We start from the raw sequence: 26,718 nt of genomic DNA on the forward strand, positions 1-26,718 counted from the left end.
CTATCGTCTGGAGTGCTCCAAGCCGACGCCAACCGGCCATCAATATTCTCAGCCTCTGGTTTTGCACAACCACAAACAACCGACTGTCATAATTTCGTTGCACGTTCACTTGTTTTCGTTTTCTATATGACATGCTTCGAATGAAGCAGGTTGACGCTGGTTCTGGGAGGTTCCGGCGGAAAAAAATCCTGGACAGCTTGTTGCTGGACCATGCGTAAATTTAGGGAGGCATCATGTCCACGAAACGTCTCGCTGCATCCGCGGCGGCATTTGCTATTTCGCTTTCTTTCGGCACCTCTGCCTTTGCAGCAACCGAACTGCAATGGTGGCACGCCATGACCGGTGCGAACAACGAAGTGGTCGATCAGCTCGCCAAGGAGTTCAATGAGAGCCAGAGCGAGTACAAGATCACGCCGGTGTTCAAGGGCACCTATCCGGAAACCCTGAATGCAGGGATCGCAGCCTTCCGGTCGAAGCAGCCTCCTGCCATCATTCAGGTCTTCGATGCTGGCTCTGGCGTCATGATGGGCGCAGAAGGCGCCATCATGCCGGTCGCCGACGTTCTCAAGAAGGGCGGATTCGAGTTTAACAAGTCCGACTATCTTGCTGGGATTGTTGCCTATTATTCCAAGCCGGACGGCACCATGCTGTCCTTCCCCTACAACTCGTCTTCGCCGATCCTCTACTACAACAAGGACGCCTTCAAGAAGGCCGGCCTCGACGCCGAAAACCCTCCAAAGACCTGGCCGGCTGTGTTCGAAGCCGCTCGTAAGATCAAGGAAAGCGGCGCTGCACCCTGCGGCTTCACCTCGACATGGCTGACCTGGATCCAGACCGAAAACTTCGCCGCCTGGAACAATGTCTCCTACGGTACGAATGAGAACGGCCTCGGTGGCGGCAAAGTGGAGTTGAAGATCAACGCGCCGCTCTTCGTCGAGCATTTCCAGTCGATCGCCGATATGGCCAAGGACGGGACCTTCCGTTACGGCGGCCGCACGTCCGAAGCGAAACAGCTTTTCCTGTCGGGTGAATGCGCAATCCTGACCGAGTCTTCCGGCGGTCTTGGCGACATCGTAAAGTCGGGAATGAATTACGGCATCGGCCAGCTTCCCTATTACGAAGGTCACGGACCACAGAACACCATTCCAGGCGGCGCGAGCCTCTGGGTCTTTGGCGGAAAAACGGATGAAGAATATAAGGGCATTGCTCAGTTCTTCCACTTCCTGTCGCAAACGCCGATCCAGGCACGCCTGCATCAGGTTTCCGGATATCTGCCTGTAACCAATGCCGCTTACGAAGCCACGAAGGCTTCCGGCTTCTACGAAAAGAATCCGGCGCGTGAAACGCCGATCCTTCAGATGATGGGCAAGGCACCGACGGAAAACTCCAAGGGTGTTCGCCTGCCGAACCTGCCACAGGTCCGCGACATCATGAACGAGCAGTTCGAAGCCATGCTGGCTGGTAAGCAGGATGCCAAGACGACGCTGAACCAGATCGTCGAGCGCGGCAATGCAGCCATCGCGGCTGCCTCCAAGTAATCACCATAAGCTGAAGCCGCTGCCCGCATCTTTGGATGCGGGCAATGCTTTTTCCCTGGCCGGCTGAGGAGCATCACCCTTGCACACGGTTCACTTCCCGAACAAAATCCTGCCCTACCTCCTGTTGGCACCCCAGATCATCCTGACGGCGATTTTCTTCTTCTGGCCCGCAAGCCAGGCGATCTATCAATCGGTGCTGCAGGAAGATGCATTCGGGCTTAAAACGACGTTCGTCGGTCTTGCCAATTTTTCAGACACGCTGTCGGACCCGAATTATCTCCACGCGCTTCAGGTCACGATCGTCTTCAGCGCGTTGACAGCCCTGGTTTCCATGGCGGTGGCACTGCTTCTGGCAACGGCTGCCGACAAGGTCGTACGCGGACAGACATTTTATCGTACGCTGCTGATCTGGCCCTATGCGGTTGCCCCTGCCGTCGCCGGCATGCTGTGGCTCTTCATGTTCAACCCTGCGATGGGAACGCTTGCCTATCTGCTACGCTCCACAGGCTTCCAATGGGACCCGCTGCTGAAGGGCGACCAGGCTATGGCGCTGATCGTCTTCGCCGCCGCATGGAAGCAGATCAGCTATAATTTCCTGTTCTTCGTTGCCGGTCTTCAGGCAATTCCGAAATCGCTCATCGAGGCTGCCGCCATCGACGGTGCTCGCGGAAGCCGACGCTTCTGGACGATCATCTTTCCGCTTCTTGCGCCGACCACATTCTTCCTGCTTGTCGTCAACACGGTCTATGCGTTCTTCGACACGTTCGGCATCATCCACGCCGTCACCGGTGGCGGTCCCGCCAAGGCAACGGAAACGCTGGTCTACAAGGTGTATAATGATGGCTTCGTCAACCTGAACCTTGGCTCGTCCGCAGCCCAGTCCGTGATCCTGATGATCATCGTGATCGGCCTGACTGCCTTCCAGTTCCGCTTCGTAGAGAAGCGGGTTCATTACGGGTGAGGACCGGACATGATTGAAAAACGCCCTATCGCAAATGGCATCGGCCATCTCATCCTCATCATTGGCATCATCATCGTCGCCTTCCCGATCTATTATACATTCATCGCCTCCTCGATGACGTCGCAAGACATCATCCGCCCACCCATGTCGCTGCTTCCGGGCGGCCACCTGGTTGAGAATTATCGGGAAGCCCTGTCGGGCGGTGTCGAACGGGTGGTCGGCGTCAGCCTTGAGCGCCTGCTCTTCAACTCCTTCGTCGTCGCGATGGCGATTGCCGTCGGCAAGATCATCATTTCCTTCCTCTCTGCTTTCGCCATCGTCTTTTTCCGCTTCCGTTTCCGGATGTTCTTCTTCTGGATGATCTTCATCACGCTGATGCTGCCAGTCGAGGTGCGCATCCTGCCAACCTACAAGGTGATCGTTGATCTCGGTCTGATCGATACCTATGCGGGCCTGACCCTGCCATTGATGGCATCGGCCACGGCCACCTTCCTGTTTCGGCAGTTCTTCCTGACGATCCCAGGAGAACTGGTCGAGGCAGCGCGCATCGACAATGCCGGGCCGTTCCGCTTCATGAAGGACATCCTTCTTCCGCTCTCGAGCACCAACATTGCGGCGCTCTTCGTGATCCTCTTCATCTACGGCTGGACCCAATATCTCTGGCCCCTTCTGGTCACGAACGACGCCAAGATGAACACGATCATCATCGGCCTGCGCCGTATGGTCGATTTCACTGACGCATCCACACCCTGGAACTACGTCATGGTCACAGCGATCCTCGCTATCATCCCACCCATCATCGTTGTCGTTGTGATGCAGCGGTGGTTCGTTAAAGGTCTTGTGGAGACAGAAAAGTAATGGCCCAGCTTGTTTTGAACGATGTCCGCAAGATGTATGGCAATGTGGAAGCCATCAAAGGCGTGTCTCTGCAAATCGCCGATGGAGAACTGGTGGTCCTCGTGGGACCATCCGGCTGCGGAAAATCTACCCTGCTACGCATGATTGCTGGTCTCGAAAGTATTTCGGGCGGTGAAATTTCGATCGGCAATCGGGTGGTCAACGACTTGGAGCCGTCCGAGCGGGATATCGCCATGGTGTTCCAGAACTATGCGCTCTATCCGCATATGACGGTGCGACAGAACCTCGCTTACGGGCTGAAAAATCGTAACACCCCGAAGGACGAGATCGATCGCCGTATCGAGCAGGCGGCAAAGGCGCTCGAGATCGAGCAGTTTCTTGAGCGCAAACCGCGGCAATTGTCCGGTGGCCAGCGGCAGCGTGTTGCGATGGGCCGCGCAATCGTGCGCGAACCCGCCGCCTATCTCTTCGACGAGCCTCTATCGAACCTTGATGCCAAGCTTCGCGTACAGATGCGCGTTGAAATCAAGAGGCTCCAGCGTTCGCTTGCCACGACAAGCGTCTACGTCACGCATGACCAGATGGAAGCGATGACGCTGGCCGATAGGCTTGTGGTCCTGAATGCAGGTCGCATCGAACAGGTCGGCACTCCGATTGAACTCTATGAGCGTCCGGCGACGACCTTTGTCGCGACCTTTATCGGCTCGCCCTCGATGAACCTGCTTGCCATCCCGACATCGTCCGGCAACTGGTCGATGACGCAAGACGCAGGAACTCCGGCCGCTGCAGCGACACTCGGTATTCGTCCGGAAGACCTTCACCTGATCGCAGACGCTCCCCAGGCTGAGGCCTTTAGCGCATCCGTCAAGGTGGCTGCGGTGGAACTGGTCGGCGCTGAAAGCTACGTCCACGGCACATTAGCCGATGGCAGCGATATCGTCTTTCGTGTGGCGGGACGCTCGCGTATCGAGATGGACGACGTCGTGCAGATCGGCGCCAAGGCCGCGGATCTGCACTTTTTCAATGCCAGCGGCGCTCGTATCGACTGACTGCAAAAATGAAGCGGGATCTCCGAAGGTCCCGCTTCAACAATTCGTTAGACCAAAACGCCGCCTAAAGACCGAAGCGCTCGACCTCACGGCGTATTTCTTCGATCCCCAATCCGGATCCTAGAAGCATCGAGAGAAGAACACGCGCCTTTTGCGAACTGAGATCTCCTGCAAAGATAACGCCGCCTTCGGCAAGCGTCTTGCCACCGCCGTTCCCGTAGATCGGCTTGACGCGACCACGTTGGCACCGGCTCGTCATGATGACGGGGACACCGCTCCTCACGAGATCGATAGCAGCAGCCGTCACGGCGGGCGTTGCATTGCCACGGCCAAAACCCTCGATGACGATGCCGCGCATTCCTTCGGAGGCGGCGAAGCGGAGGAACCGGTCGCTGGTGCCGATTCCAAGCTTGACGATCTCGATATCCGACTCGACGCGCTCTGCGCCAATTTTGCCGAGGCTCACCGGACGCCGGTGCACGACGACCAAGTCGCCATCGACTTCGCCTAGTTTCCCATGCTCGGCAGAAATGAACGTGTCGGTACGAGAGGTGTGCGACTTCGTCACGTCGCGGGCCGCATGAAACTCCTGCTCGAAACAAAGCAGCACGCCCAGACCGCGGGCGGTCTCAGATGCAGCGATACGAGCCGCGTCCGCGATGTTTCGGGGACCATCTCCATCCGGCTCATCGGCTGCGCGCTGCGCGCCGGTGAAGACGACCGGCTTTTCGCTATTTATGAGAAGATCGGCCATATAGGCGCTCTCCTCCATCGTGTCGGTTCCATGCGTCACGACTACCCCGTCGATTTTGGGGTCGGCGAGATGGTCCCTTATCCGGCAAGCGAGAGCAAAGGCGTCTTCGAGCGAAAGCGCAAAACTCCCGACCGTCATGAATTCGTCGACTACCAGCTCGACGCCAGCAAGCCGGCTTTCCACAGTGGCCCGAAGGTCATTGCCGCCAAGCTTCGCAGTCACATGGTCTGTGCTCGCATTCTTCTGCGAGGCGATCGTCCCGCCCGTGGTAATGAGGCAAACAGTTTTCGTCATGATCATTCCCCTAAAATCTTTAAGGCAGCTAACTTGGTCTGACCAAGATTGTCAAATGGCGAAGAAATGAGCAGGAACTGCCTATTCTTTGACGTTGACGGCCTGACCAAAATCCGATCTTCTGCAACAAACAAAACCCTTGGTCAGACCAAGACGGAGAACAAACCTGGTTGAAGCGGCGATCAAGAGGACAGCGGGAGCGGCAAGCGCAGGCGGAAGCACTGTGGCGGCCACGGTCAAAGCGCTCGCCTCGATGATCGCCGAAGGCCATTGGTCGCAAGGCGCAGCACTTCCGCCGCAGCGAGAACTCGCTAGGCTTCTGGACATCAGCCGGGCAACACTTCGTGAGGCCATCTCCGTTTTGTTGACCACCGGCAAAATCAAAGCTCAAGACAATGGTCGCGGGTTCATCATCGCTGAGGCCAGCGACGAGGGAAACGGTGCTTGGCCGCAAGCCGCCCCCTACTCTCTTCGCGAGGTTTACCAGTTGCGGCATGTTGTCGAGAGTTACGCAGCGCAACTTGCTGCGATCTCCCGCACGCAGGACGATCTTGCCGCCCTCCGCAACACGCTCGCTGCCTTTCGCCGCGCGGCACATGACGCAGACTTGGGCGGTTACGTAGAGGCCGATACCGAGTTTCATCGCCAGATCTTGGCGATCTCCGGCAACCGCCTGCTCGTCGATATGCATCGAACATTCGCGGTCGTCATGCAGGAGAGCCAACGCATGCCGGTATTGCACCCTGGCGATCTTTGGCCTGCGGTCAAGGAGCATGAGTTGATCCTGGAAGCCATCGAACGCGGCGATCCGGACGGTGCGCACTATTACATGCGCAAACATATCAGCATGGGGGGCAGCCGCTCGGGCCTCTCTCCAACCGAACTGCCCTGAATTTAATCAGGCCAACCTGGCCATTACAGAAGGAAGCGATCATGGCGAAGGAAATTTTGGTGTCCTATGGTATCGACGTCGATGCCGTCGCGGGCTGGCTTGGCTCTTACGGTGGCGAAGACAGCCCTTGCGATATTTCCCGCGGCGTCTTTGCGGGCAAGGTCGGCTCTGTGCGCCTTCTCCGTCTTTTCGAAAAATGGGGCATCAAGACCACGTGGTTCATTCCCGGACACTCGATCGAGACATTCTGGGATGAGATGAAGCAGGTCGCCGATGCCGGTCACGAGATTGGCATGCATGGCTATAGCCATGAAAACCCGATTGCCATGACGCCCGAGCAGGAAGAAGCGATCTTCGACAAGTGCGTCGATCTCATCACCAAGCTTTCCGGAAAACCACCGCGCGGTTATGTGGCACCTTGGTGGGAGTTCGGCTCCAAGACGAACGAGTTGCTGAAGCAGAAGGGTATTCTTTACGATCACTCCCTGATGCACAATGACCACCACCCCTATTACGTCACCGTCGGTGACGAGTGGACGAAGATCGATTATTCGAAACATCCTTCGCACTGGATGAAGCCTTTCACCCAGGGTCCCGAAACCGACCTGATCGAAATCCCAGCATCCTGGAATCTCGACGACCTCCCGCCGATGATGTTCATCAAGGCCGCGCCCAATAGCCACGGCTTCGTCAATCCGCGCGACCTCGAGCAGATGTGGATCGACCAATTCGAGTGGGTCTATGAGAACTACGATTACGCCGTCTTTCCGCTGACCATCCACCCGGATGTCTCCGGCAAGCCACACGTTCTCAAGATGCATGAGCGCATTTTCGACCACATCCGTCAGTTTGAAGGCGTGAAGTTCGTCACCATGGAAGAAATCGCTGCTGACTTCGCCAAGCGCTATCCACGCAGCGGCACGGCCCGTCCACAATCATAAATCTTAAGGCATAAGGGAGACAGCGAATGTGCGGCCTGTGCGGTGCGCTCGGCGCGGCAGATCACTGGAGCAGCGGCGGCAAAGGCGTTGCGTCGATGACGCCCGCCGCCGAGCGCTACCGACAGGCCAGTGCCGTGAATGCAGTCCTCACTCATTATGGCTTGCGGTTGAAGGTCTGGAATGATCGATATGTTCTCACCGGCCGCACGGGAAAGAGTGCGGTCGTGGATCATCTGGGCCAGTTGTGGCCATTGGCTGAGGCTTTTGCCGGCGAAGCGATCGATCCTCTCGATCCAACACTCCTTTTGAAAATGAGAGAGGCGTGATGGCATCCGGCGCCCAACAACCCATCATCGTCAATGTCCTCACCGGCTTTCTGGGCTCCGGCAAGACGACTTTGCTCAATGCATTGCTGTCGGAGCCCGATCTTTCCAACACCGCCGTGATCATCAATGAATTCGGCAGCATTGGTCTCGATCATCTGCTTGTCGAGACGATTGAGGACGACACCGTCCTTTTGCAGAGTGGCTGCATCTGCTGCACCATCCGCGGCGATCTGAAGCAGGCGATCCTGTCCCTCTTCGAAAAGCGCAAGGCAGGTCGCATAGGGTCTTTCACCCGGCTCATCATCGAGACCACGGGACTTGCCGACCCGGCACCGATCGTCGCCACGCTGACGGCAGATCTGATGCTGAAATATCATTTCTCGATGGGCAACATCGTCACCGTCGTCGAGGTGCCGAATGGGCAACATAACATCGAGACCTATACCGAGAGCGCCCGGCAGGTCGCCGTTGCCGATCGCCTGATCATTACCAAAACGGATATTGCAGAGCCCGATGCGATAGCGGCGCTCATCGCCAAGCTGTCGGCCATCAATCCGACAGCCAGCATCGAAATCAGCGATCCTGCCAATCCCGCTGCGAGCCTGATCCTGACGGAGGATATCCATGACCTTTCAGCCCGTCCAGCCGAAGCTCGGCGCTGGGTCGCAGCGGAGCGTTACCATGACCACGCACATGCGCCGCTGCAAGACGTCAACGCGCATGGTGCGATCCGCGCCATATCCGTGACCACACCCAACACCGTCTCATGGCCACGGTTTTCGACATGGCTTTCCCTGCTGGTCAACAGGCATGGCGAAAAGCTCCTGCGCGTGAAGGGTATCATCGGCGTCGACGGATATGAGACGCCGGTGGTGATCCACGGTGTTCAACATCTTATCCATCAACCCGTGCACATGGCCGCATGGCCCGCAGGCGACCGCACGAGCGTGCTCGTCTTTATTGTCGATGGCGACATCGGGGATATCGCCCAATCCTTCGCCACATTCGTCGAGGCCGATCCGCTTGCACTATCAGCCTCTCCGAAGCAGGCAGAGCGATAGCCAAGCCATTCGTCGAGCGCGGAGCACGCAGAACCGCTGATCAAACAGCGAGGAAGCCGCCATCGATCGGCAGTATGGCACCGGTAATCATCTTGCTGTCGTCGGACAAGAGCAGCGCGATGCTCTCTGCCACTTCCTCCGCCTCAGCGAAGCGATTGAGGGGATGGCGAACCATCATCGGCTGGCTCTTGACCGGATCGTTCCATGCTTCCGCAGCGAGTTCGGTCAGTGTGATCGTGGGTGCGACCGCGTTGACGCGAATACCATGGGGACCAAGCTCCTTGGCAAGCACACGCGTCGCGCCCTCAAGCCCGGCCTTGGACGCCGCATAGCAAAGATGGTCCTGAAACCCGCGGTGACCGGCAATCGACGTGATGTTGACGATCGCACCACCCCCTCCTTTTGCCACACGTGCCCGGGCGAACTCCTGGCAGGTGATAATCGCGGCGCGCAGATTGATGCCGAGTACAGCCTCATAGCCGGCATCCGTCATATCCAACACGCTTTCCAACACATTGATGCCGGCGCTGTTGATCAGAAAATCGCAAGGGCCTGCTTCTGCCATTGCGGCCCGGGTGGCGGCGGCATCGGCAAGATCTGCGCGGATCGAACGTCCACCAATTTCGGCTTTCAGGCTGTCGAGATCGGACTGAGTACGGCTGATCGCCACGACCTCTGCACCGCGTGCCGCCATCAGGCGGGCGCAGGCGCGTCCAATGCCTTTTCCGGCTCCGGTAATGATGACGGACTTTCCAGTAAACTGCATGTTATCCTCGCATTAATGCGGCCGCGTTGGCCTGCTGATCTGTGACTTCGACGGTGTTCAGGAGTGACTGTTGGAGCGAATGGTCCGTGCTACATTCTGCAACGCCAGGAACGCCTCATAGCGCGCGTCTTGCACCTTGCGGAACGTGGCTTCGGGCGAGGCAAGGTTTTTAACCCTCGACATTGCAGACATAGCGGACGAAAGATCCGGGAAAGTTCCTGCCGCAACTGCACCAAGCATAGCCGAACCGAGAAGAACCGGCTCTTCGCATTCCGTTAGCTCGACAGGCATACCGGTCGCATCCGCCAGCAATTGCTGAGCAAGCGGATGGGCCCCCGCCCCGCCGCTAACGCTGATGGTTTCCACCGGCGCACCGTGGCGCGCCTGTGTCTCGATGATCTGGCGAAGCCCGTAGCCGAGGCCAAGAAGTCCAGCGACATAAAGCGCGACGAGGGAATCCACGCCTGTCCCCATGCCGTAACCAGCGATGATAGCGCGCGCGTGCGGATCGGCGAACGGCGCGCGATTACCGAGAAATTCCGGCACCACATGAAAGTCCCTGGCAATATCCGCTGCGGCGGAAGCAGACGCAGCCAGGCTCAAGGCGCGATCGGCGAGCCAGACCGGCAACGCCTTGCCCTCATTGCTTGCCAGCGTCTTTGCCTCGGCAAATGCCGGGTGCAATTGCACCAGATAATCGATGGCAGCACCGGCAGCCGACTGCCCGCCCTCATTCAACCAGGCGCCTGGAACCATGGCGGAATAATAGGGACCCCAAACGCCTGGTACGAACGCAGGTTCGGCGGTCGTCGTCATGGTGCAGGATGATGTGCCGAACACGTAACCGAGGCATCGCGACGCGTCACCGCCTGCAGCGACCGTTCCCACTCCACCGGCATGCGCGTCGATCAGACCGGCGGCGACGGCGGTGCCGGGGCGTAACCCCATCGCTCGTGCCGCCTCTTCCGTCAATCCAGAGCCGAGCGCAGTGCCGGGATGGACGACGTTTTGACCAATGCGGCGGAAGCCCTGCTCCGCGAGGTCGCCGAGACCGATCGCGTTGAAATAATCGGTGTCCCACCGGTCCTCATGGGCAAGATAGGTCCATTTGCACGTCACGGTGCAGGCGGAACGGTCGAGCGATCCGGTGGCCTTCCATGTGAGAAAATCCGTCAGATCGAAAAACTGCGCAGCGCGGTCGTAGACAGTGGGGCTGTTTTCCTTAAGCCATAGAAGCTTGGGCGTCTGCATCTCTGGCGAAATGCGCCCGCCAACATATTGCAAGACGGCGTGGTCGCCGGCATTGATCCGCTCAGCCTGTCCAACCGCGCGGTGATCCATCCAAACGATAATGTCCCGCTCAGGATGGCTGGGATCGCCAACCGGAAGCGTCTCATTGCCCGCACCGCAGACAACAAGCGAACATGTCGCGTCAAAACCGAGGCCCGCCACGTCAGCCGGGTCTATACCGGCTCGCGAAACGCTTTCCCGGACGCTCTCGCAGACCGCTTGCCAGACCTCGGCACTCGACTGTTCCGCAATGCCACCATCTTCCCGATGCATCGAGATCGGTCGCTTGGCCGTTGCCAGAAGCTTGCCCTCGGTATCGAATACACCAGCGCGAGCAGATCCAGTGCCGACATCGACGCCAATCAGGTAAGAAGCCATTTGAGACAGTCCTCGCGCGGGTGATCCAATATGTGAGAATAGCGTCTGAAATCTTTGATTTCAGACGCTCCTTGATGTTAGACGCGATCGAAGTTGGTCGGCAGAACCAACATGTCGCGGATCGTGACAGTGCGCTTGCGCGTCAGCATATAAACGATGGCGTCGGCCACTTCGCTTGCGTCGATGAGGCTACCCGACTCCTTGGCCTTGCGGAGGTTTTCCTCCGGCCAGTCTGCCAGCAGCGCGGAGACGACCGGACCGGGCGAGACCTGAGCGACACGCACGCCATGCGGGATCATCTGGCGGCGCATGCCTTGGACGAAGCTGGTGATCGCCCATTTGGAACCGGAATAGACGGGTTCCCAATAGGTGGGGAAGTGACCGGCAATCGAGCAGGTCACGATGATATCGCCAGTCTTGCGCTCCGACATATGCGGGACCACGGCGTGGACGTTCTTCATCACGGCATTGACGTTGAGGTTCAACATCTTGTCGATCGCTCCAGGCGTCGTTTCCGTCAGATCGCCGCCGATATAGGTGCCCGCGTTACAATAGAGAATGTCGATGTGATCGACCTTTGCCAATATCTCCGGGATCATGGCATTGCAGCTGTCGGTATCCAAAAGGTTAGTGACCTGCGCGATGGCACGCTCGCCAAGCTTTGCGACCAGCTCATTCAAGGCCTTCTCGTTCCAGTCGACCATGACCACGGTCGCGCCCTGTCCCAAGAGTGCTTCGGTGGTGGCAAGCCCGATACCGGAAGCAGCACCGGTGATGACCGCGATCTTGCCTTGCAGCGATTCAGACATTTAGTTCTCCTGCGTTATGGAAAGGTTGTCGGCTGACCTAGCGCCACTCGCGCCCGATATAGATGGCCAGCAGAATGATGAAGCCCTTGATGACGTCCTGCAGATAGGGGTTGATGCCCATCAAGTTGAGGCCGTTATTGAGGATGCCGAGCAGCACGGCACCGATCAGCGTGCCGAGAATAAGCCCTCTGCCCCCGGCAATCGCCGTACCGCCCAGGACCACCGCAGCGATCGCATCCAACTCGAAGCCGACACCAGCGTTGGGCTGACCGCTCATCAGGCGCCCGGTCAAAATCAGCGCAGCGAGCGCGGCGGTGACGCCCGAAATGCCGTAGACGGCAAGCTTGACGCGCTGTGTCTTTACACCCGAGAGCCGCGCTGCGAGCTCATTGCCGCCAAGAGCGTAGACGTGACGACCAAAGGCAGTCCGCTGGAGAAGAACCCAGGCAACGGCGTAGATCACAACCATGATGACAACCGGGACAGGTACGATGCCAATGCGGCCGACGCCGAACCAGGAAATCCAGCTTGGAATGCCGCTTACTGGGTAGCCGCCGGAATAGATAAGGCCGAGACCGCGCGCCATTCCCATTGTCGCCAGTGTAACGATGATGGCCGGCATCTTTCCCCAGGCGACAAGCGCGCCATTGAATATGCCGATACCGAGCCCGATGAAGAGCCCCGCGGGCAGCGCCACCGAAGCCGGTAACCCGGTATTGACCATCAATCCCGCCGAGAGCGTTCCCACAAGCGCCATAACCGCGCCGACGGACAGGTCGATGCCGCCGGTCAGGATGACGAAAGTCATGCCGACGGCAAGGATGCCGACGACCGACACTTGCCGAAGCACGTTCATGATGTTGTTGAGGCTGAAGAAGTTGTCGCTCGCAAGACCCATCAGGATCGAGACGACGATCAGACCCGCGAGCGGCAATGCCAGGGGCGAATGCAGCAGGCCGCTCAGTTTGAAGCCGCCCGTCTTCGCGGCAACGCCGGTGTTTGCATCAAGCGACATGTTCAACTCTCCCGGTGGTGGCGTTTGTCATTATTGTTTCGGAATTGATATCGCCGCCCTCAAGCGTGGCGACGATGCCGCCGGAGCGGAAGACGCAGACCCTGTCGGACATGCCGATCACCTCGGGCAGCTCCGAGGAGATCATGATGATCGAGTGGCCGCTCGCGGCGAATGCACGCATCAGTGCGTAGATCTCTGCCTTGGCACCGACATCGATGCCACGCGTAGGCTCATCGAAGATCAGCACGCGCATGTCATGGTTCAGCCAGCGGGCAATCACGATCTTTTGCTGGTTGCCACCGGATAGGGTGTCAACGCGAGCATAGGGTCCCTGCGCCTTGACCTGCACCTGCGCCATCGCCCGCTGCGTGTGCTCCAGTTCCTTCTTGAGATCGAGGAACCAATGGGCTTTGCGGTATTTGCGGTAATTGTTCAGCGAAATGTTCTGTAGGATGGAGAAGCTGGTAATCAGCCCTTCTTCCTTCCGGCTTTCCGGCAGCAGCCCGATACCGCGGATCAGCGCATCGTCAGGACCGGAGAACCGCGTTTCCGAGCCATCCAGCTTTATCTTGCGGCGCGACGCAGAGTGCGCGCCAAGCATGGCGAGAACAGTTTCCGATCGGCCCGAGCCCACAAGCCCGGCGAAGCCGAGGATCTCCCCCTTACGCAACGAAAACCGCGAGACGGGCCCGCCCTTCTTCAGTTGAAGTTCTTCGACATCGATCACGACGTCGGCCGATGGATCAAGCTTCGGTTTCGGCGGGAAGCTCGCCTCGATGCGCCGGCCCACCATCATTTCGACCAACCGATCGTTATCCACCTCGGATGTCAGGCAAGACCCAATAAGCTCTCCGTCACGCAGAACGGTGATGCGGTCACAGATTTCGAAAATTTCCTCGAGATGGTGCGAAATGAAGATGATCGCCACACCCTGACGACGCAGCTCTCGCATGACATTGAAGAGGTGTTCGGTCTCGGACGGTGTCAGAGTCGCGGTCGGCTCGTCGAGCACCAGAATGCGCGCATCCAGCGAAAGCGCCTTTGCAATTTCGACAAACTGTTGCTGAGCGACCGAAAGCCGTTTGATCGGCACATCAAGCGGAACATCCACCGCCAGACGGCGCATGATCTCAGCGGCACGCTTGCGCATGGCGCCTTTGTTCAACAGGCGAAGCGGCCCGCGGATCTCCCGGGCGAGGAACATGTTCTCGACAGCGTTGAGATAGGGGATCAGGCTGAATTCCTGAAAGACGATGCCAACCCCGGCAGCAATAGCCTCATCGTAGGTTGCGAAACGCCGCTCCGTACCGTCGATGCGGATCGTCCCTTCGGAGGGCTGCAAAATGCCACAGAGGATCTTCATCAAAGTCGACTTGCCAGCGCCGTTCTCGCCGAGAAGCGCATGCACCTCTCCGGGGCGTGCCTGAAGGTCGACGCCGCGCAGGACTTCGATCTTGCCGAAGCTTTTTCTTATTCCATTCAGTTCCAGCATCTTAACCCTCCTCAATGGTCGGGATTTAGAGCGCCGTGCGTCGTTCAGGACACAAAAAGGACGCTCTAATGTCGTTAGATCCAAGCGTCCCGCCCCCGCCTAAGCGGGGACGGAGCCTGGGAGAAGTTCTTACCAGCTGAATTCGCCGGCGTTCTTGCTGTCCACGACCATGACATCGATCGGGACTTCCTTCGGCACAACGCGGGCGCCCCACTTCTGGGCAAGCGCCATGGCAAGTCCGACACGGACCTGGTCACGCGGGAACTGCGCCGTGGTTTCGATGAAAGGCGTACCGTCGGCGATGGCCTTCACCGCTTCTGGGGCGCCGTCTACGGACGTCAGCTTGATGTCCTTGCCAGAACCCTGGATCGCCGAGAGCGCCCCCATCGCACCGCCGTCATTCACGGAAAAGATGCCCACGAGGTTGGGATGCGACTGGATCATGTTCTCGACGACGCCAAGAGCCACGGAGCGATCCTGACGGCCATTCTGCGTGTCGACGAGCTTGATATCCTTGAATTCCGCCAGTGCGGCCTTGCAGCCTTCGACGCGTTGGAGGATCGGGACGACCGGAATACCGTCGAGGATCGCGACCTCGCCCTTGCCGCCAACAGCTTCACCGAGATGTTTGCAAGACATGTAGCCCGCATCGCGGTTCTTCGAACCTACGAAGGTGTCGACCGGACCATTTGCATTGGCATCCACGGCGACAACGATGACGCCCGCGGCCTTGGCGGCATGAACGGCGGCTTCGATGCCTGCGCTGTCGGTCGGATTCAGAAGAAGGATATCGATCTTCTGCTGAAGCATATCTTCAACGTCGGAAATCTGCTTCGCAACATCATGCCCGGCGTCGGTTATGACGACATCGGCTCCGATGCTCGCTGCGGCTTCCTTCAGCGCTTCCTGCATGGAAACGAAGTAAGGGTTGTTCAACTCCTGAAACGTCATGCCGATCTTCAGCTTTTCCTGCGCCAGAGCTGGAGCGGCCATCAGTGCAAGCGCGGCTGTCGCCATCAGAAACTTGGATTTCATTTTCATGTACTCTTCCTCCCGTTGGAATTTGGGCAGCAACTACCCGTTTCCGGACAGTCGTCTGTCCGAATTGATGAAGTCTGCGATGTACGGTTGCGTTACTCCGCCATGACTGCCGCCTTTTGGGCTGCGAATATGGTTCGGAATCTCGACGGTGACATTCCCTTCAGCTTCAGGAAATGCCGATTGAAATTCGACAGGTTGGAGAAGCCCACATCGTAGCAGACTTCTGCAACCTTGACGTCCTGATCCGCCAGCAGCATCTGGCAGGCGAGATCGATCCTTAATTGATTGCGGTAACGCACAAGCGTCGTTCCCGTATGACGCTTGAAGGCTCGTGAAAATGTGCTCGGGCTCTGGCCGACGATTTCGGCCAGATCGATTTCATCCACCTGAGCGGTCAGATGCTGGCGCAGATGCGACAAGGCGCGATTGATGCCGCTATCTCCGGTTCCTGCCAGGTCCAGCTCATAGCTGAGACTGGCCAGAACTTCAGGAGATGGCGCTTTGACGAGAAGGTCAAGAATTTCCCAGAAGAGGGCGAGGCGCGTAAGACCCTGCGCTTCGATCAACCTTTCGATCAGAGGCCGGACGCGATTGCTCGTCTCGTCGTCAAAAAGAATGCCACGGCGGCTACGCTCCAACAGACTGCGAACCGGTTCCATCTCCGACATGCATGCGCTGGCGTCTTCAATAAATACTTCCGGAAACTGGATCACGAGAGAGCGCGTCGGAACGATTTCCTCGGGCTCAATCTCGCTAATCCAGTTCTGGGGGAGATTGGGTCCGGTCATAATCAGCTGACCGGGGTCGAAGCGTCCAACGAAGTCACCGATATAGAACGTGCCAGAGGTGGCCACGACGAGGTGAATTTCGTACTCGGGGTGGTAGTGCCAGCGGACCGTGCGGAACGGGTAGCCATGCCGCCAAGCAGCGAAAGACTCGCCCTTGCGAATATGGACCAGTTCCAGATCGGGCTGCATCATGGTTCCTCCCTCACGCACGTCCGCCTTAATTAGAAGCGAGACCATTCCTCTTATGGCTCGTCCCGGGCGTTGATGCGGACCATAGGCGCGACAGCATATGTTGCTCCACATCACGGCGCGGAAATTGCTGATACTTTTTTGACTCCTATATGCTGAAAATCGAATAGACGTGCATCGGGCCCTTCAATCAACAGCAAACACGCAGCCATTTTAGCCAACAACTTTGCGTGATGCGCTGACAAACAGTGCAATCGCACCCCGAGCAGCCAAAATTTTTACACTTCTCGCGGAGGCGACACTGGCGCGTGCCTTATACTTTTCCGCACATCTTGTGGTGGATAATCATCAGAAAATCATCGGTGGTAAAATGGAGGACTATCATCGGAGGCGTCCATCCGAACGTCGTGCACCTGTCATCAGTCAGAGTGGACAGGCTGAGACGCAGTCATCATAGTGTCACCAAATCGTTGCGCACCTGACCGGCTTGGGACCTGGCGCAAGGAGGCATCCCACTGCCATTGGTCGTCATGCCACCTAGAAGGATAGGACGAATGCAACCGAAACTTCTCAGCCAAACCTTTTTTGCCCTGACCCTATGCGCCGCCGTGGCCTCGGCACAGCAGGCGTCCGACATCGTTGCGCCGGAGAAAGCGACAACGGTCGCAACCGCCCAACGTGTGGAAGCCAAAGACTTTATGGTGGCAGCGGCCAATCCCCTCGCTGCCGAGGCGGGGCGTGATGTCATCGCAGGCGGCGGAAATGCGATCGATGCGATGGTTGCCGTGCAGACCGTGCTTGGTCTCGTCGAACCGCAAAGCTCCGGTCTCGGCGGCGGTGCGTTTCTCGTCTATTACGATGCAAAAAGCGGGAAGCTGACCACCTTCGATGGCCGGGAGACAGCGCCTATGGAGGCCACACCGACACTCTTTCTCGACGAGAAAGGTCAACCCCTGAAGTTCATGGACGCTGTGGTTGGCGGTCGCTCCGTTGGAACGCCTGGAACGGTCCGCCTGCTTGGGGACGTCCACAAACGCTTCGGCAAAACGGAATGGGCAAGTCTGCTGAAGCCGGCCCAGACTCTGGCAACGCAAGGGTTCCAGGTGTCGCCACGTCTTGCCTCCCTGGTTGCTTCCGAGGGTGACCGGTTGAAGACCTACAAGGAGACCACGTCCTATTTCTTCGATAGCGCAGGCGCGGCCTTGAAGGCAGGCGCCGTGTTGAAAAATCCGTCTTATGCCGACACGCTTGCGATACTTGCGAAGGACGGTGCCGACGCTTTCTACAAAGGGAAAATTGCCGAAGACATCGTCAAGACTGTGCGGGAAGCCGCCGGTAATCCCGGCGTACTTTCGCTGGCCGATCTTTCCAACTATCGCATCATCGAGCGAGAGCCGGTCTGCTTCACCTACCGCGCTCTCGATGTTTGCGGCATGGGCCCGCCGTCGTCAGGCGCGGTTGCCGTCAGCCAAATTCTCGGCCTCTCGGAACATTTCGATCTCAAGGCTCTGGGGCCAAAGAATGTGGAAAGCTGGCGCATCATCGGCGATGCCCAACGTCTTGCCTTCGCCGACCGCGAACGTTACCTAGCTGATCCGAACTTCGTGCCTTTGCCGATCAAAGGCTTGCTCGACAAATCCTGTTTAAGCGAGCGATCAAAGCTGTTGGATGGCGACAAGGCGTTGACCAAGGATGCGGTCAAAGCCGGTGAACCGGGTTGGGACCACGCGCTGCTCTTCGGCAGGGATGCCGCACTTGAATTACCTTCCACAAGCCACTTCGTCATCGTCGATAAGGAAGGCAACGTCGTTTCCATGACGACAACGATCGAAAATGGCTTTGGGTCGCGTCTGATGACCAACGGCTTTCTCCTCAACAACGAGTTGACCGACTTCTCCTTCAAGACCCATGAAGGCGGCCTGCCGATTGCCAATCGTGTCGAACCCGGAAAGCGCCCACGCTCTTCGATGGCGCCAACCATCGTGATGAAGGACGGCAAACCGCTGATCGCCATTGGCTCTCCAGGCGGCAGCCAAATTATCGGATATGTGGCGCAGGCGCTGATCGCCTATATCGATTGGGGCATGCCCGTGGAGGAAATCGTCGCCCAGCCGCATCTCATCAATCGCTTCGGCACTTACGATATCGAGGCTGGCACCCAGGCGGAAGACATGGCCGACGCCCTCAAATCGTTGGGGTACGACGTGAAGCCGGGCGAGATGAATTCCGGCTTGCACGCCATCGAGATCACCGACAGGGGCTTGGCCGGAAGCGCCGATCCGCGACGGGAAGGCGTGGCTGTGGGAAACTGATTTGTCCCGCGAAAAGGCAAGCCTCTCCTAAGAGGCGACGTGAGAACCGAAGCCCAGAGCTTATACCAAAGCTTACTGTCGGTATTAAACATCCCGGAAGATCGACCTAAACTGGCTCACTCTTTCCTATGCCGTACACATCTCAGAGGCACCCTCCCCTCCATTCTCGGGTTTTTGGACTTTCGGTTACCCCGTCACGCTTCTGCCAGTGTGACCTGTGGAAGCGTCGTCATCATCCGGTCGAAATAGACCAGCGGCAACGGACCCCTTTGGCTATCGGCAGCGTGAACGTCGCAAAGGAAGATCGTATGCGTCCCAGAGCGCATCGTATCGTGAATGGTGCAACTGAATCGCGCACATGCGTCTTTCAAAATGGGCTGCCCCAATTCATCCGAGCCCCACTCCCCAACCTCAAAACGTTGCTCCGGGGGAACCTTGCCGCCAAATGCGCCTGCTACGGCCTCTTGGCCTTTTGCCAGAATGTTCAGGCTCAACCGGCCATTTTCAACAACGACAGGGTGCGCGGAAGCTGACGTGTTGACACAAACGAGGAGACGCGGCGGCTCCTGGGAAACGGAACAAGCCGCAGTCACCGTCAATCCACCTCGCCCGGCCTTGCCATCGGTCGCGACGACTTTGACGGCGGCGGCCATCATCGCCATGGCATTCTTGAAGTTGGCGTTCTCTGCCGCCTCAATGTTTTTATCAGTGGACATGTCTGTCTCTCCAACGTGTTGACCCGAAGGATCCGGCGATGCCGGATCCTGTTTCTCGCAGATCACTCCGCTGCAACCTGCGTGGCACCGTTGCGTGCGAGGCGCAGCGCCGCGCCGGGGTGGTTGTCGGGAAGAAGCGGGCCTCGGCCGAAGAGCTTTTGACGGAGCGGGCCTTCCGCATACTCCCGCTGAGCCAAGCCTCGCTGCTGCAAAACGGGCGTGACGTGGTCGATGAAATCTACGAATGTTTCCGGGTGAAGCTGGCAGATCATGTTGATGCCATCAACGCCTGCATCCTGCCAACGCTCAAGTTCATCCGCGATGAAGTCCGGCGTGCCCACGATGCGGCAATTATAAGAAAGCGCATTCGCGACTTCCTTGACGGTGGCCTTTTCCCCGTGAGGCTTACCCATCTCAATCATGCGCGCATATCCCTGCAGGCCGTCGAGACCAGACTCGTCCACCGGCTTATCGGGGTCGAGATGGGAAAGATCGACGCCCATATCGCGGCTGACATGGGCAGCAAGCCCTTCATAGAGAACCCATTCGTCGATTTCCGCGGCTTTCCTGTTTGCCTCCTCCATCGTGCTGCCGACGACGAAGGACAAGCCCTGGATGAACTTAATGTCGTCCGCGCCCCGCCCCATCTGCTCGGCGAGCTTCTTCGTTCCCGCGATGCCGATGCGGGCGCCATCGACATTCGGATAGAGGATGAACGTGCCCTCTGCGTGTTGCGCCGCGAATTGACTTCCCCTTTTCGAGGCACCAGCCTGGTAGAGCATGGGCGTACGCTGAGGCGATGGCGCAACAAGGTGCGGTCCCTGTACCTTATAACGTTCGCCTACGTGGTCTATGGGGTGTACTTTGGTGTGATCGCTGAAGACCCCCCTCTCCCGATCGGCGATCATCGCGCCCGCTTCCCAAGACCCTTCAAAAAGCTTGTAGACCACGTCCATATATTCATCAGCCCAGTCATATCGCTGATCATGAGGGACGATCTTGTCATATCCGAAATTGCGCGCTGCATTGTCTGTCACACTCGTCACAATGTTCCAGCCGATACGCCCGCGGCTGATGTGGTCGAGCGTGGACGCCTTCTTCGCAAATGCAAAGGGATGCTCGGAGAGAATCGAGCTCGTAAACACCAGTCCAAGGTTCTCTGTCACGGCAGCAAGCGCGGCGCACATTGTAAACGTGTCGTTACAGGGCATGTGGAGGCCCTGTTCAAAGTAAGCATCCCACTTTCCATCATAAGCCGGGTCGATACCAAGGATGTCGGCGAAGAATATCGCGTCGAAGCGCCCCGCTTCCAGCTTCTTGACGAGTGCTGACCAAGTCTCGAACTCGTTGAACTGGGCAAGCTGGTTTCGCGGATGGCGCCAGGTACCGTGATAGATATGAGACGCGACATTCATGGTGAAGCAGTTGAATATCATTCGCTTGCGCATTCGCTGTTCCTTCTCGCTTTTCTGTTGTGGTTGAAGGAAAGATTATGTCGCAGTGCAGCAAGCGTCTTGCTCCACAGTGAACATCGGTTGTTCTCAGAGTGTCGTTTACACCAACCGGACCAACACGAGCCGCGCCCCTTCGAATGACACGCATCTCCATTCGGCTCTGCGTACACTGCGGTGCTGGTCGCCAAGAAAGGAAGAAGGCAAGTCGATAGCAGGCTGACGTTTCGTAAATCGGAGCCACAGGATCACGGAGGCTGCGATGCGTATGCACGAGAAGACTGTGTGAGCGCAGAGGGCGTGTCGGGTCTGAATGCCCTCGATACTTACCGGCTTAAACGCGGCCCATGTGGCGACCTCAACGGCGCAGCGGGCATCTGGCGGATGGATTACGGCAGTCTGTAGTCCCTGGGGGCAACACCGAACTGGTTCTTGAACGATCGGCTAAAGTGCGAGAGATCGTTGAAACCCCAGCGGAACGCGATCTCGCCGATGGAGTGGCCCTTATCAGCCCGCAGATCATCTGCACATTTTTCCAGCCGACGCTTGAGCAGAACCTTGCTGAATGTATCGCCGCTGTCCTCGAGAAGCCTATGTACATACCGCACTGAGATGCGAAAATGATGCGCGGCTTTGGCAGGCGTCAATTCAGGATCGGCAGCGTGCGTTGCAATGTATTGGACAAGGGATTTCGAAAGTTGCTGCTTCAAGGTCCCTCGCGCCTGCTCCTCCTCCCGCGACGAGATGCCCATTGCCAAGGATACCAGCTCAATGATTTGGCCCGATACCGGGGCTGCAACCGGCCCCAGATGTTCGGCCTGTGTCGCGATCGAGGTCAGATAATCGCACGCGATCGAGGCAACCGGATCGGAACGGCTGATCAACGTGGCCGTTTGCTGCTCCGACCGTCTCAGAAAAGGTTTGAGCGCTGCTCTGGGGATTCGGAAGGAATGCTGCTTCCATCGGTCGCTGCAATAATCGTTGAGATAGGGTTCAGTCGAATCCACGATGGAGAAATCGCCAGGCCGAAGAAACGCCTCGCGACCGCCTTGCATCATCCGACACTGACCCTCCACCTGAAGATTGAGGAAATAGACCTCTTCAGGCATTCTGCTGATCTCTTGCCGGCGCCTGTAAACCTTTTGCCGCGTCGAGGAGATCGTCGTGACATTTGTGGAGCCAATGAGGTTTGCCTTGACCTCCCCACCAAAGCCCTGCTCCGCGTCAGGGACGGGGTTCAATGCAATATAGGCCTCACAGAGGACTTCCTTCCAGAAAGGGAAGCGATCCTTAACGGGCAAGTCATTCGCACTCCAGAATGCCATCGTCGCCTCCGCGTCTTCAAAGGTCGAACTCTGTGACGCAATCTTCGTGCCAGTTGGACCGATTGGCTGACCATCTCCGTCATATTGTTCGTTCAAGAACAGCCCGTCAGTGTGAAGCTGCTCAAGGGAAACACCCATCGCTCATGGATTAATCTCAACTCTCCCCTTGGATCCTCCCCACCAATTTATCCTGAAGGCTTCTGAAAGCCGGGAGTCTGACACCTCCAGAAAACCGAAGGGCTTTGAATGCGATCAGGACGTCCGGGTCGGTAGGACTATCGTCCGCTCTCCCAATAAATCCGGGAACTTCCGCGAAATGCCGTGGTTCGCAGGGCTTGGCGATGAACAGGCAATGCGTGCCTACAGCATCGGCCCGAAATCGGAATGGATTTTCGGATAGGCACGATGCGTAGGTTCAAAGAGTTAGAGCGTCTTTAGTCCGTCCGAGAAGACGCACGGCGCTCTAGACACAGCGCGCGGCTAAGACCGCCATATCCGCTATCGATCAACCCTGGCAGGAGAAGGCAATGCGCGCACTTGTTTGGCACGGCAAAGAAGACATACGATGCGACACCGTATCGGACCCGGAAATCGAGCATCCCCGTGATGCCATCATCAAGGTAACGAGTTGTGCGATCTGCGGCTCAGACCTTCATCTGTTCCACAATTTTATCCCCGCGATGATGCCGGGCGATGTGATGGGCCACGAAATGATGGGCGAGGTCGTTGAGACCGGCTCGCAGATGAACGGTCGCCTGAAGAAAGGTGACCGGATCGTGGTACCTTTTACGATCAACTGTGGTGAATGCGATCAGTGCAAGCGGGGCAACTTTTCCGTCTGCGAGCGGTCGAACCGCAAAAAGGAGCTGGGAGATAAGGTATTCGGCCATACCACGGCCGGCCTGTTTGGCTACACGCATTTGACGGGTGGCTATCCCGGCGGTCAGGCAGAATATCTCAGAGTCCCCTTTGCGGACGAAACGCACATCAAGGTGCCGGACAGCCTCACTGACGAGCAGGTCCTCTTCCTGGGCGACATCTTTCCGACCGGCTGGCAGGCCGCTGCACAATGCGACATCGAACCGACCGATACTGTGGTCGTCTGGGGCTGCGGTCCGGTCGGTCAGATGGCAATCCGCAGTGCTGTGCTTCTTGGCGCCAAGCAGGTGGTTGCTATCGACCGCATCCCGGAGCGGCTCTCCATGGCCGAGGCAGGCGGCGCCATCACAATCAACTTCAGCGACGAAAGTGTCGTCGAGCGGCTTAACGAGTTGACCGACGGCAAGGGGCCGGAAAAATGCATCGACGCGGTTGGACTGGAAAGCCACGTCTCAATGGGGCAACCGGACACGCTTCTCGACCGGGCAAAGCAGATCGTGATGCTAGAGAGTGACCGTCCGCATGTCCTACGCGAAATGATCTATGTGTGCCGGCCAGCTGGGATCATCTCAATTCCCGGCGTTTACAGCGGCCTCATCGATAAACTTCCGATGGGCGTGGCGATGAACAAGGGCCTCACCTTTCGCATGGGGCAGACGCATGTCCGTCGTTGGACCGACGATCTTCTCCGCCGCATCGAGGAAGGCCAGATCGACCCGTCATTCGTCATTACCCACACCGTCGGGCTCGAACAGGGGCCGGAGATGTACAAGACGTTTCGCGACAAACAGGACAGCTGCATCAAGGTTGTTCTCAAACCGTAAGGAGGTCCAACATGTCGTTTTTCAGCAATATCACTCGTTCAGAAGGCGATCCGCGCGTCATCAAGTCGGGGCAAAGTTCACTTAGTTCGTCCGATCGGCTGGCCCGCAATCTCGGTTGGTTCAGCATCGGCCTCGGGCTCGTGGAAATCCTTGCAGCCCGGAAGCTGACCGGAGCGCTCGGCCTGCGCGGTCAGGAAAATCTTGTGCGGGCGTTCGGGGCTCGAGAAATCGCCTCCGGCTTTGTCACTCTGTCGGTTGACAAGCAAGCGGGGTTGACCTCCCGGATTGCGGGCGATGCTCTCGATATCGCCACCCTGGCAACCGCCATGCGGACGGAGAACCCGAAGCGGGGTAATGCCGCCTTGGCTCTTCTGATGGTTGCTGGCGTGACCCTTCTTGACGTGATCGCGGCTGGCGCAACCACCATTCGTCACACCAGCCACAAAGGTCAGCGCCGCAACTACGATGACCGGAGCGGCTTCCCGAAGGGAATCGAGGCCGCACGCGGCGCAGCGCTTAAAAAACTCGGCGACACGAGACCCACCTCAAGCGCTAATCTCTGATCAAGATTTTGCGCCGCTCCGCTCAGGCTCACCACCCCCAAGCGGAGCGGTGCAAGATCGCCCTTGTCCGACCAAGCCCGCGCCCCAAGAATTTGTCGCCTTTAGTGATGGCTACCCATTCTATCTTTAGCAGGTCATCCTCAGATCAGATCACGGTCAAAGCGCTCGTCCCACTCGCGCGTCTTGACCAGCGCGCCATTCTCAAATGCCGACAACTCTCCGACAAGATAGAACGTGTTCTCGTCCGAGCGCATTTCCGTCCGGCTTTCGATTTTTATCCGCCAGCCCTCACGCCCCATGTCATATGTCTGGGTCAGCACGTATCTCGCCGAGAGCGGATCGTTGTCCTTGATGGTCAACTCTCTGCGAAGGCTGTGACTGAGTTGAGTATCGATCTCGTCAAAGCGGATGACGCCCTCTCCGAACAAACCGCCCACACCTTCCGTGATGTAGGTATTGATACCAGTTTCATGATCCTGTTCGGTCCAGCGCCTGACGGTGCCAGCGTCGATCTGCGTCGTTGGAGTGAACGGTCCGTGCGCAGGCGCCTCGAAACGCACTTCTGCCTCCTGCGAGGGCGCACGAACCGGTAGCTCGAGTCTGCTTTCCGCGACTGAGATGCTCAGCGTCGCGTCATAGGGTGACGTCCACACCATGGGCCAGTAGGCTGTGGCGATGGCAAGTTGGAGCCGATGACCCTTGGCAAAGCGATAGCCGCAATCATTAAGCTTGATCGCTACATCATAGAACTTGCCTGCTTCCAGTGCTTCGGGTTCTTCGTGGCTATCACGATGCGTCAGATTGAAAACCTGATAGCTGACGCGCGTGACACGCCCATCCGGAAGAACATCGTTCAGACGAAGGGAGACTTGCGCGACAGGGCAATCCGAGGCAGCGCGCAGGCGGACCACGGGCGCACCCAAAACGTCAAAGTCCTGTTCCAGCACATCCGTTTCGAAAACGAGCGCGCCGCCATTATCGAGACGCTGGTCTGTCGGGTGTTCGCCGGGGCAACCCGTCGCCATCCATTCACCACCTGCTTTTCCATGGCTTTGCGGCGAACGAATTTGTAGTATCGCTGCTTGCCCTGCGTCTCCACCAAGGCGACGATCGGCACCGAGATTGAACTGCTTTGCAGCTATCTCAGGCGATGGCCACGTTGCCTCACCAACCCATCGACCGTTCGTCGTGGTGCGCGTGCCCGTGGGTTCGATTGTGTCACAGACAAAGGCGCGCAGCATGGGCTCATCCATGACGCCGGTCTCTTCACCCTTAAGCCAGTGGTCCCACCAACGGGTTGCCTCCTGAAGGAAGCCAATGGCAGGACCTGGGACACCATCCTGAGGATAGATGTGCCCCCAGGGACCGATAATCCCGCGACGTGGAACCTGCAGGTTTTCCAAAAGTCGGGACACGGGGTTGGTGTAGCTATCGGCCCAGGCGCCGATTGCCAGTACCGGGCACTGGATTGCGCTCCAGTCTTCACAGACCGAACCGTGTTTCCAATAGTCGTCATAACGCTGATGTTCGAGCCAAAGGGCGGGGAAGAAAGGGAGCCTGTCGAGCCGTTCCAGCCACTGCTCTCTCCACGCCTCGCCGACGATCTTTCGGTCCAGAGGCCGGCTCTGGTAAGCCAGCATGATCGTACCCCACCACAAATTGTCGTTGAGCAGCAAGCCCCCCATGTAATGGATGTCGTCAGTATAACGATTATCCGTCGAATAGGCGGTGATAATTGCCTTCAGCGCTGGCGGCCTGCGCGCCGCCACCTGCAAGCTGTTGAAGCCGCCCCAGCTTTTTCCCATCATACCAACATTGCCGCTGCACCAGGCTTGGCGGGAAATCCAGTCAATGACTTCAAGCGCGTCATCCTGCTCCTGCTTCAGATATTCATCCGCCATATGTCCGTCGGACTCGCCCGTCCCGCGCATATCGACGCGAATAGCCGCATAACCCTGGCTGGCAAAATAGCCATGCATCGGCTCATCACGCCCGCGCGTGCCATCGCGCTTGCGGTAAGGAATATATTCAAGGACTGCCGGCACCGGCGATTGTTCTGCGTTCTCCGGCAACCAAAGCCGCGCCCCAAGGCGCGTACCATCGCTCAAGGGAATCCAGATGTGTTCTTGGACATGCACTGTCATTTCAACTATTCCAGTCAGATTATGCGCCTTACCGGTGCTCCAGTAGCGACGATAGGATTTTT

23 protein-coding genes are annotated in these 26,718 nt (G+C 57.9%); 11 read left to right on the plus strand and 12 right to left on the minus strand.

Features of this window, described 5'->3' with window-relative positions:
* The first annotated feature begins 233 nt into the window (after positions 1 to 233).
* From ugpB to QE408_RS00925, 4 genes are all read left to right on the plus strand, one after another.
* Entirely contained in the window at positions 234 to 1,538 is a 1,305-nt protein-coding gene (gene ugpB / locus QE408_RS00910) for a sn-glycerol-3-phosphate ABC transporter substrate-binding protein UgpB (protein ID WP_306927726.1), read from the plus strand.
* 79 nt (positions 1,539 to 1,617) lie between these two features.
* Positions 1,618 to 2,499: a sn-glycerol-3-phosphate ABC transporter permease UgpA gene (ugpA, locus tag QE408_RS00915; protein ID WP_116493373.1), complete on the plus strand. Its 882-nt coding sequence runs from the start codon at positions 1,618 to 1,620 to the stop codon at positions 2,497 to 2,499.
* A gap of 9 nt (positions 2,500 to 2,508) precedes the next feature.
* The gene (gene ugpE, locus QE408_RS00920) at positions 2,509 to 3,357 is read left to right on the plus strand and encodes a sn-glycerol-3-phosphate ABC transporter permease UgpE (protein ID WP_306927732.1); all 849 of its coding nucleotides are present in this window, start codon (positions 2,509 to 2,511) and stop codon (positions 3,355 to 3,357) included.
* The gene (locus QE408_RS00925; RefSeq protein ID WP_306927734.1) at positions 3,357 to 4,406 is read left to right on the plus strand and encodes a sn-glycerol-3-phosphate import ATP-binding protein UgpC; all 1,050 of its coding nucleotides are present in this window, start codon (positions 3,357 to 3,359) and stop codon (positions 4,404 to 4,406) included. The genes ugpE and QE408_RS00925 overlap by 1 nt, the downstream gene beginning before the upstream one ends.
* Before the next feature lie 64 nt (positions 4,407 to 4,470).
* Here the strand turns inward: QE408_RS00925 and QE408_RS00930 are convergent, their stop codons facing one another.
* On the minus strand, positions 4,471 to 5,454 hold the full coding sequence (locus tag QE408_RS00930) for an asparaginase (protein ID WP_306927736.1): 984 nt from the start codon (positions 5,452 to 5,454) through the stop codon (positions 4,471 to 4,473).
* 223 nt (positions 5,455 to 5,677) lie between these two features.
* Between QE408_RS00930 and QE408_RS00935 the strand changes: the two genes are divergently transcribed.
* The 4 genes from QE408_RS00935 to QE408_RS00950 are packed head-to-tail and all read left to right on the plus strand — an operon-like array spanning position 5,678 to position 8,674.
* Entirely contained in the window at positions 5,678 to 6,346 is a 669-nt protein-coding gene (locus QE408_RS00935) for a FadR/GntR family transcriptional regulator (RefSeq protein ID WP_306927738.1), read from the plus strand.
* A gap of 41 nt (positions 6,347 to 6,387) precedes the next feature.
* Positions 6,388 to 7,287: a polysaccharide deacetylase family protein gene (locus QE408_RS00940; RefSeq protein ID WP_306927739.1), complete on the plus strand. Its 900-nt coding sequence runs from the start codon at positions 6,388 to 6,390 to the stop codon at positions 7,285 to 7,287.
* Between the two features lie 26 nt (positions 7,288 to 7,313).
* Positions 7,314 to 7,613 carry a hypothetical protein gene (locus tag QE408_RS00945; protein WP_306927740.1) on the plus strand — a complete coding sequence of 100 codons (300 nt, stop codon included), beginning with the start codon at positions 7,314 to 7,316 and terminating at the stop codon, positions 7,611 to 7,613.
* Positions 7,613 to 8,674 (plus strand): CobW family GTP-binding protein, encoded by a 1,062-nt coding sequence (locus tag QE408_RS00950; protein WP_306927742.1) that lies wholly within the window; start codon positions 7,613 to 7,615, stop codon positions 8,672 to 8,674. Before QE408_RS00945 ends, QE408_RS00950 begins: the two co-directional genes overlap by 1 nt.
* Before the next feature lie 40 nt (positions 8,675 to 8,714).
* Here the strand turns inward: QE408_RS00950 and QE408_RS00955 are convergent, their stop codons facing one another.
* The 7 genes from QE408_RS00955 to QE408_RS00985 all read right to left on the minus strand — a co-directional run bounded on the left by QE408_RS00955 (position 8,715) and on the right by QE408_RS00985 (position 16,442).
* Entirely contained in the window at positions 8,715 to 9,440 is a 726-nt protein-coding gene (locus QE408_RS00955; protein WP_306927744.1) for an SDR family oxidoreductase, read from the minus strand.
* A gap of 57 nt (positions 9,441 to 9,497) precedes the next feature.
* Positions 9,498 to 11,108: an FGGY-family carbohydrate kinase gene (locus QE408_RS00960; protein WP_306927746.1), complete on the minus strand. Its 1,611-nt coding sequence runs from the start codon at positions 11,106 to 11,108 to the stop codon at positions 9,498 to 9,500.
* Between the two features lie 77 nt (positions 11,109 to 11,185).
* Positions 11,186 to 11,917, minus strand: coding sequence for an SDR family oxidoreductase (locus QE408_RS00965; RefSeq protein ID WP_306927748.1), 732 nt, complete (start codon positions 11,915 to 11,917; stop codon positions 11,186 to 11,188).
* Between the two features lie 37 nt (positions 11,918 to 11,954).
* Positions 11,955 to 12,932 carry an ABC transporter permease gene (locus tag QE408_RS00970; RefSeq protein WP_306927750.1) on the minus strand — a complete coding sequence of 326 codons (978 nt, stop codon included), beginning with the start codon at positions 12,930 to 12,932 and terminating at the stop codon, positions 11,955 to 11,957.
* A complete protein-coding gene (locus tag QE408_RS00975; protein WP_306927751.1) occupies positions 12,922 to 14,424 on the minus strand; it encodes a sugar ABC transporter ATP-binding protein in 1,503 nt (500 codons plus the stop codon). The genes QE408_RS00970 and QE408_RS00975 overlap by 11 nt, the downstream gene beginning before the upstream one ends.
* Before the next feature lie 129 nt (positions 14,425 to 14,553).
* On the minus strand, positions 14,554 to 15,465 hold the full coding sequence (locus QE408_RS00980) for an ABC transporter substrate-binding protein (protein WP_306927753.1): 912 nt from the start codon (positions 15,463 to 15,465) through the stop codon (positions 14,554 to 14,556).
* A 92-nt stretch (positions 15,466 to 15,557) separates the two neighbouring features.
* Positions 15,558 to 16,442 carry an AraC family transcriptional regulator gene (locus QE408_RS00985; protein ID WP_306930141.1) on the minus strand — a complete coding sequence of 295 codons (885 nt, stop codon included), beginning with the start codon at positions 16,440 to 16,442 and terminating at the stop codon, positions 15,558 to 15,560.
* Positions 16,443 to 16,996: 554 nt separating this feature from the next.
* Here QE408_RS00985 and ggt point away from each other — a divergent pair.
* Positions 16,997 to 18,754 carry a gamma-glutamyltransferase gene (gene ggt / locus QE408_RS00990; protein ID WP_306927755.1) on the plus strand — a complete coding sequence of 586 codons (1,758 nt, stop codon included), beginning with the start codon at positions 16,997 to 16,999 and terminating at the stop codon, positions 18,752 to 18,754.
* Positions 18,755 to 18,948: 194 nt separating this feature from the next.
* Here ggt and QE408_RS00995 read toward each other — a convergent pair whose 3' ends face one another.
* The 3 genes from QE408_RS00995 to QE408_RS01005 all read right to left on the minus strand — a co-directional run bounded on the left by QE408_RS00995 (position 18,949) and on the right by QE408_RS01005 (position 22,246).
* A complete protein-coding gene (locus tag QE408_RS00995) occupies positions 18,949 to 19,470 on the minus strand; it encodes a flavin reductase family protein (RefSeq protein ID WP_306927756.1) in 522 nt (173 codons plus the stop codon).
* Between the two features lie 62 nt (positions 19,471 to 19,532).
* Positions 19,533 to 20,918 carry an NtaA/DmoA family FMN-dependent monooxygenase gene (locus QE408_RS01000; RefSeq protein WP_306927758.1) on the minus strand — a complete coding sequence of 462 codons (1,386 nt, stop codon included), beginning with the start codon at positions 20,916 to 20,918 and terminating at the stop codon, positions 19,533 to 19,535.
* A gap of 392 nt (positions 20,919 to 21,310) precedes the next feature.
* A complete protein-coding gene (locus QE408_RS01005) occupies positions 21,311 to 22,246 on the minus strand; it encodes a helix-turn-helix domain-containing protein (RefSeq protein WP_306927759.1) in 936 nt (311 codons plus the stop codon).
* 527 nt (positions 22,247 to 22,773) lie between these two features.
* On the opposite strand from QE408_RS01005, the gene QE408_RS01010 reads away from it, so the two are divergent.
* Together QE408_RS01010 and QE408_RS01015 are read left to right on the plus strand one after the other, a co-directional pair.
* Positions 22,774 to 23,949 carry a zinc-dependent alcohol dehydrogenase gene (locus tag QE408_RS01010; protein WP_306927761.1) on the plus strand — a complete coding sequence of 392 codons (1,176 nt, stop codon included), beginning with the start codon at positions 22,774 to 22,776 and terminating at the stop codon, positions 23,947 to 23,949.
* A gap of 11 nt (positions 23,950 to 23,960) precedes the next feature.
* Positions 23,961 to 24,512, plus strand: coding sequence for a hypothetical protein (locus QE408_RS01015; RefSeq protein WP_306927763.1), 552 nt, complete (start codon positions 23,961 to 23,963; stop codon positions 24,510 to 24,512).
* 140 nt (positions 24,513 to 24,652) lie between these two features.
* Here QE408_RS01015 and QE408_RS01020 read toward each other — a convergent pair whose 3' ends face one another.
* Positions 24,653 to 26,656, minus strand: a complete 2,004-nt coding sequence (locus tag QE408_RS01020) for a CocE/NonD family hydrolase (RefSeq protein ID WP_306927765.1) — start codon at positions 26,654 to 26,656, stop codon at positions 24,653 to 24,655.
* Positions 26,657 to 26,718: the final 62 nt, after the last annotated feature.

Source organism: Agrobacterium larrymoorei (genome assembly GCF_030819275.1).
Lineage (GTDB): Bacteria > Pseudomonadota > Alphaproteobacteria > Rhizobiales > Rhizobiaceae > Agrobacterium > Agrobacterium larrymoorei_B.

Coding starts and splice junctions, on each gene's coding strand:
- QE408_RS01020 (WP_306927765.1), bottom strand. CDS start 26,656: ATGACAGTGCATGTCCAAGAACACATCTGGATTCCCTTGAGCGATGGT.
- QE408_RS00980 (WP_306927753.1), bottom strand. CDS start 15,465: ATGAAAATGAAATCCAAGTTTCTGATGGCGACAGCCGCGCTTGCACTG.
- QE408_RS01010 (WP_306927761.1), top strand. CDS start 22,774: ATGCGCGCACTTGTTTGGCACGGCAAAGAAGACATACGATGCGACACC.
- QE408_RS00945 (WP_306927740.1), top strand. CDS start 7,314: ATGTGCGGCCTGTGCGGTGCGCTCGGCGCGGCAGATCACTGGAGCAGC.
- ggt (WP_306927755.1), top strand. CDS start 16,997: ATGCAACCGAAACTTCTCAGCCAAACCTTTTTTGCCCTGACCCTATGC.
- QE408_RS00950 (WP_306927742.1), top strand. CDS start 7,613: ATGGCATCCGGCGCCCAACAACCCATCATCGTCAATGTCCTCACCGGC.
- QE408_RS01005 (WP_306927759.1), bottom strand. CDS start 22,246: ATGGCATTCTGGAGTGCGAATGACTTGCCCGTTAAGGATCGCTTCCCT.
- QE408_RS00970 (WP_306927750.1), bottom strand. CDS start 12,932: ATGTCGCTTGATGCAAACACCGGCGTTGCCGCGAAGACGGGCGGCTTC.
- QE408_RS00960 (WP_306927746.1), bottom strand. CDS start 11,108: ATGGCTTCTTACCTGATTGGCGTCGATGTCGGCACTGGATCTGCTCGC.
- QE408_RS00995 (WP_306927756.1), bottom strand. CDS start 19,470: ATGTCCACTGATAAAAACATTGAGGCGGCAGAGAACGCCAACTTCAAG.
- QE408_RS00955 (WP_306927744.1), bottom strand. CDS start 9,440: ATGCAGTTTACTGGAAAGTCCGTCATCATTACCGGAGCCGGAAAAGGC.
- QE408_RS00925 (WP_306927734.1), top strand. CDS start 3,357: ATGGCCCAGCTTGTTTTGAACGATGTCCGCAAGATGTATGGCAATGTG.
- QE408_RS00985 (WP_306930141.1), bottom strand. CDS start 16,442: ATGCAGCCCGATCTGGAACTGGTCCATATTCGCAAGGGCGAGTCTTTC.
- QE408_RS01000 (WP_306927758.1), bottom strand. CDS start 20,918: ATGCGCAAGCGAATGATATTCAACTGCTTCACCATGAATGTCGCGTCT.
- QE408_RS00930 (WP_306927736.1), bottom strand. CDS start 5,454: ATGACGAAAACTGTTTGCCTCATTACCACGGGCGGGACGATCGCCTCG.
- ugpB (WP_306927726.1), top strand. CDS start 234: ATGTCCACGAAACGTCTCGCTGCATCCGCGGCGGCATTTGCTATTTCG.
- QE408_RS00940 (WP_306927739.1), top strand. CDS start 6,388: ATGGCGAAGGAAATTTTGGTGTCCTATGGTATCGACGTCGATGCCGTC.
- QE408_RS01015 (WP_306927763.1), top strand. CDS start 23,961: ATGTCGTTTTTCAGCAATATCACTCGTTCAGAAGGCGATCCGCGCGTC.
- QE408_RS00965 (WP_306927748.1), bottom strand. CDS start 11,917: ATGTCTGAATCGCTGCAAGGCAAGATCGCGGTCATCACCGGTGCTGCT.
- QE408_RS00975 (WP_306927751.1), bottom strand. CDS start 14,424: ATGCTGGAACTGAATGGAATAAGAAAAAGCTTCGGCAAGATCGAAGTC.
- ugpE (WP_306927732.1), top strand. CDS start 2,509: ATGATTGAAAAACGCCCTATCGCAAATGGCATCGGCCATCTCATCCTC.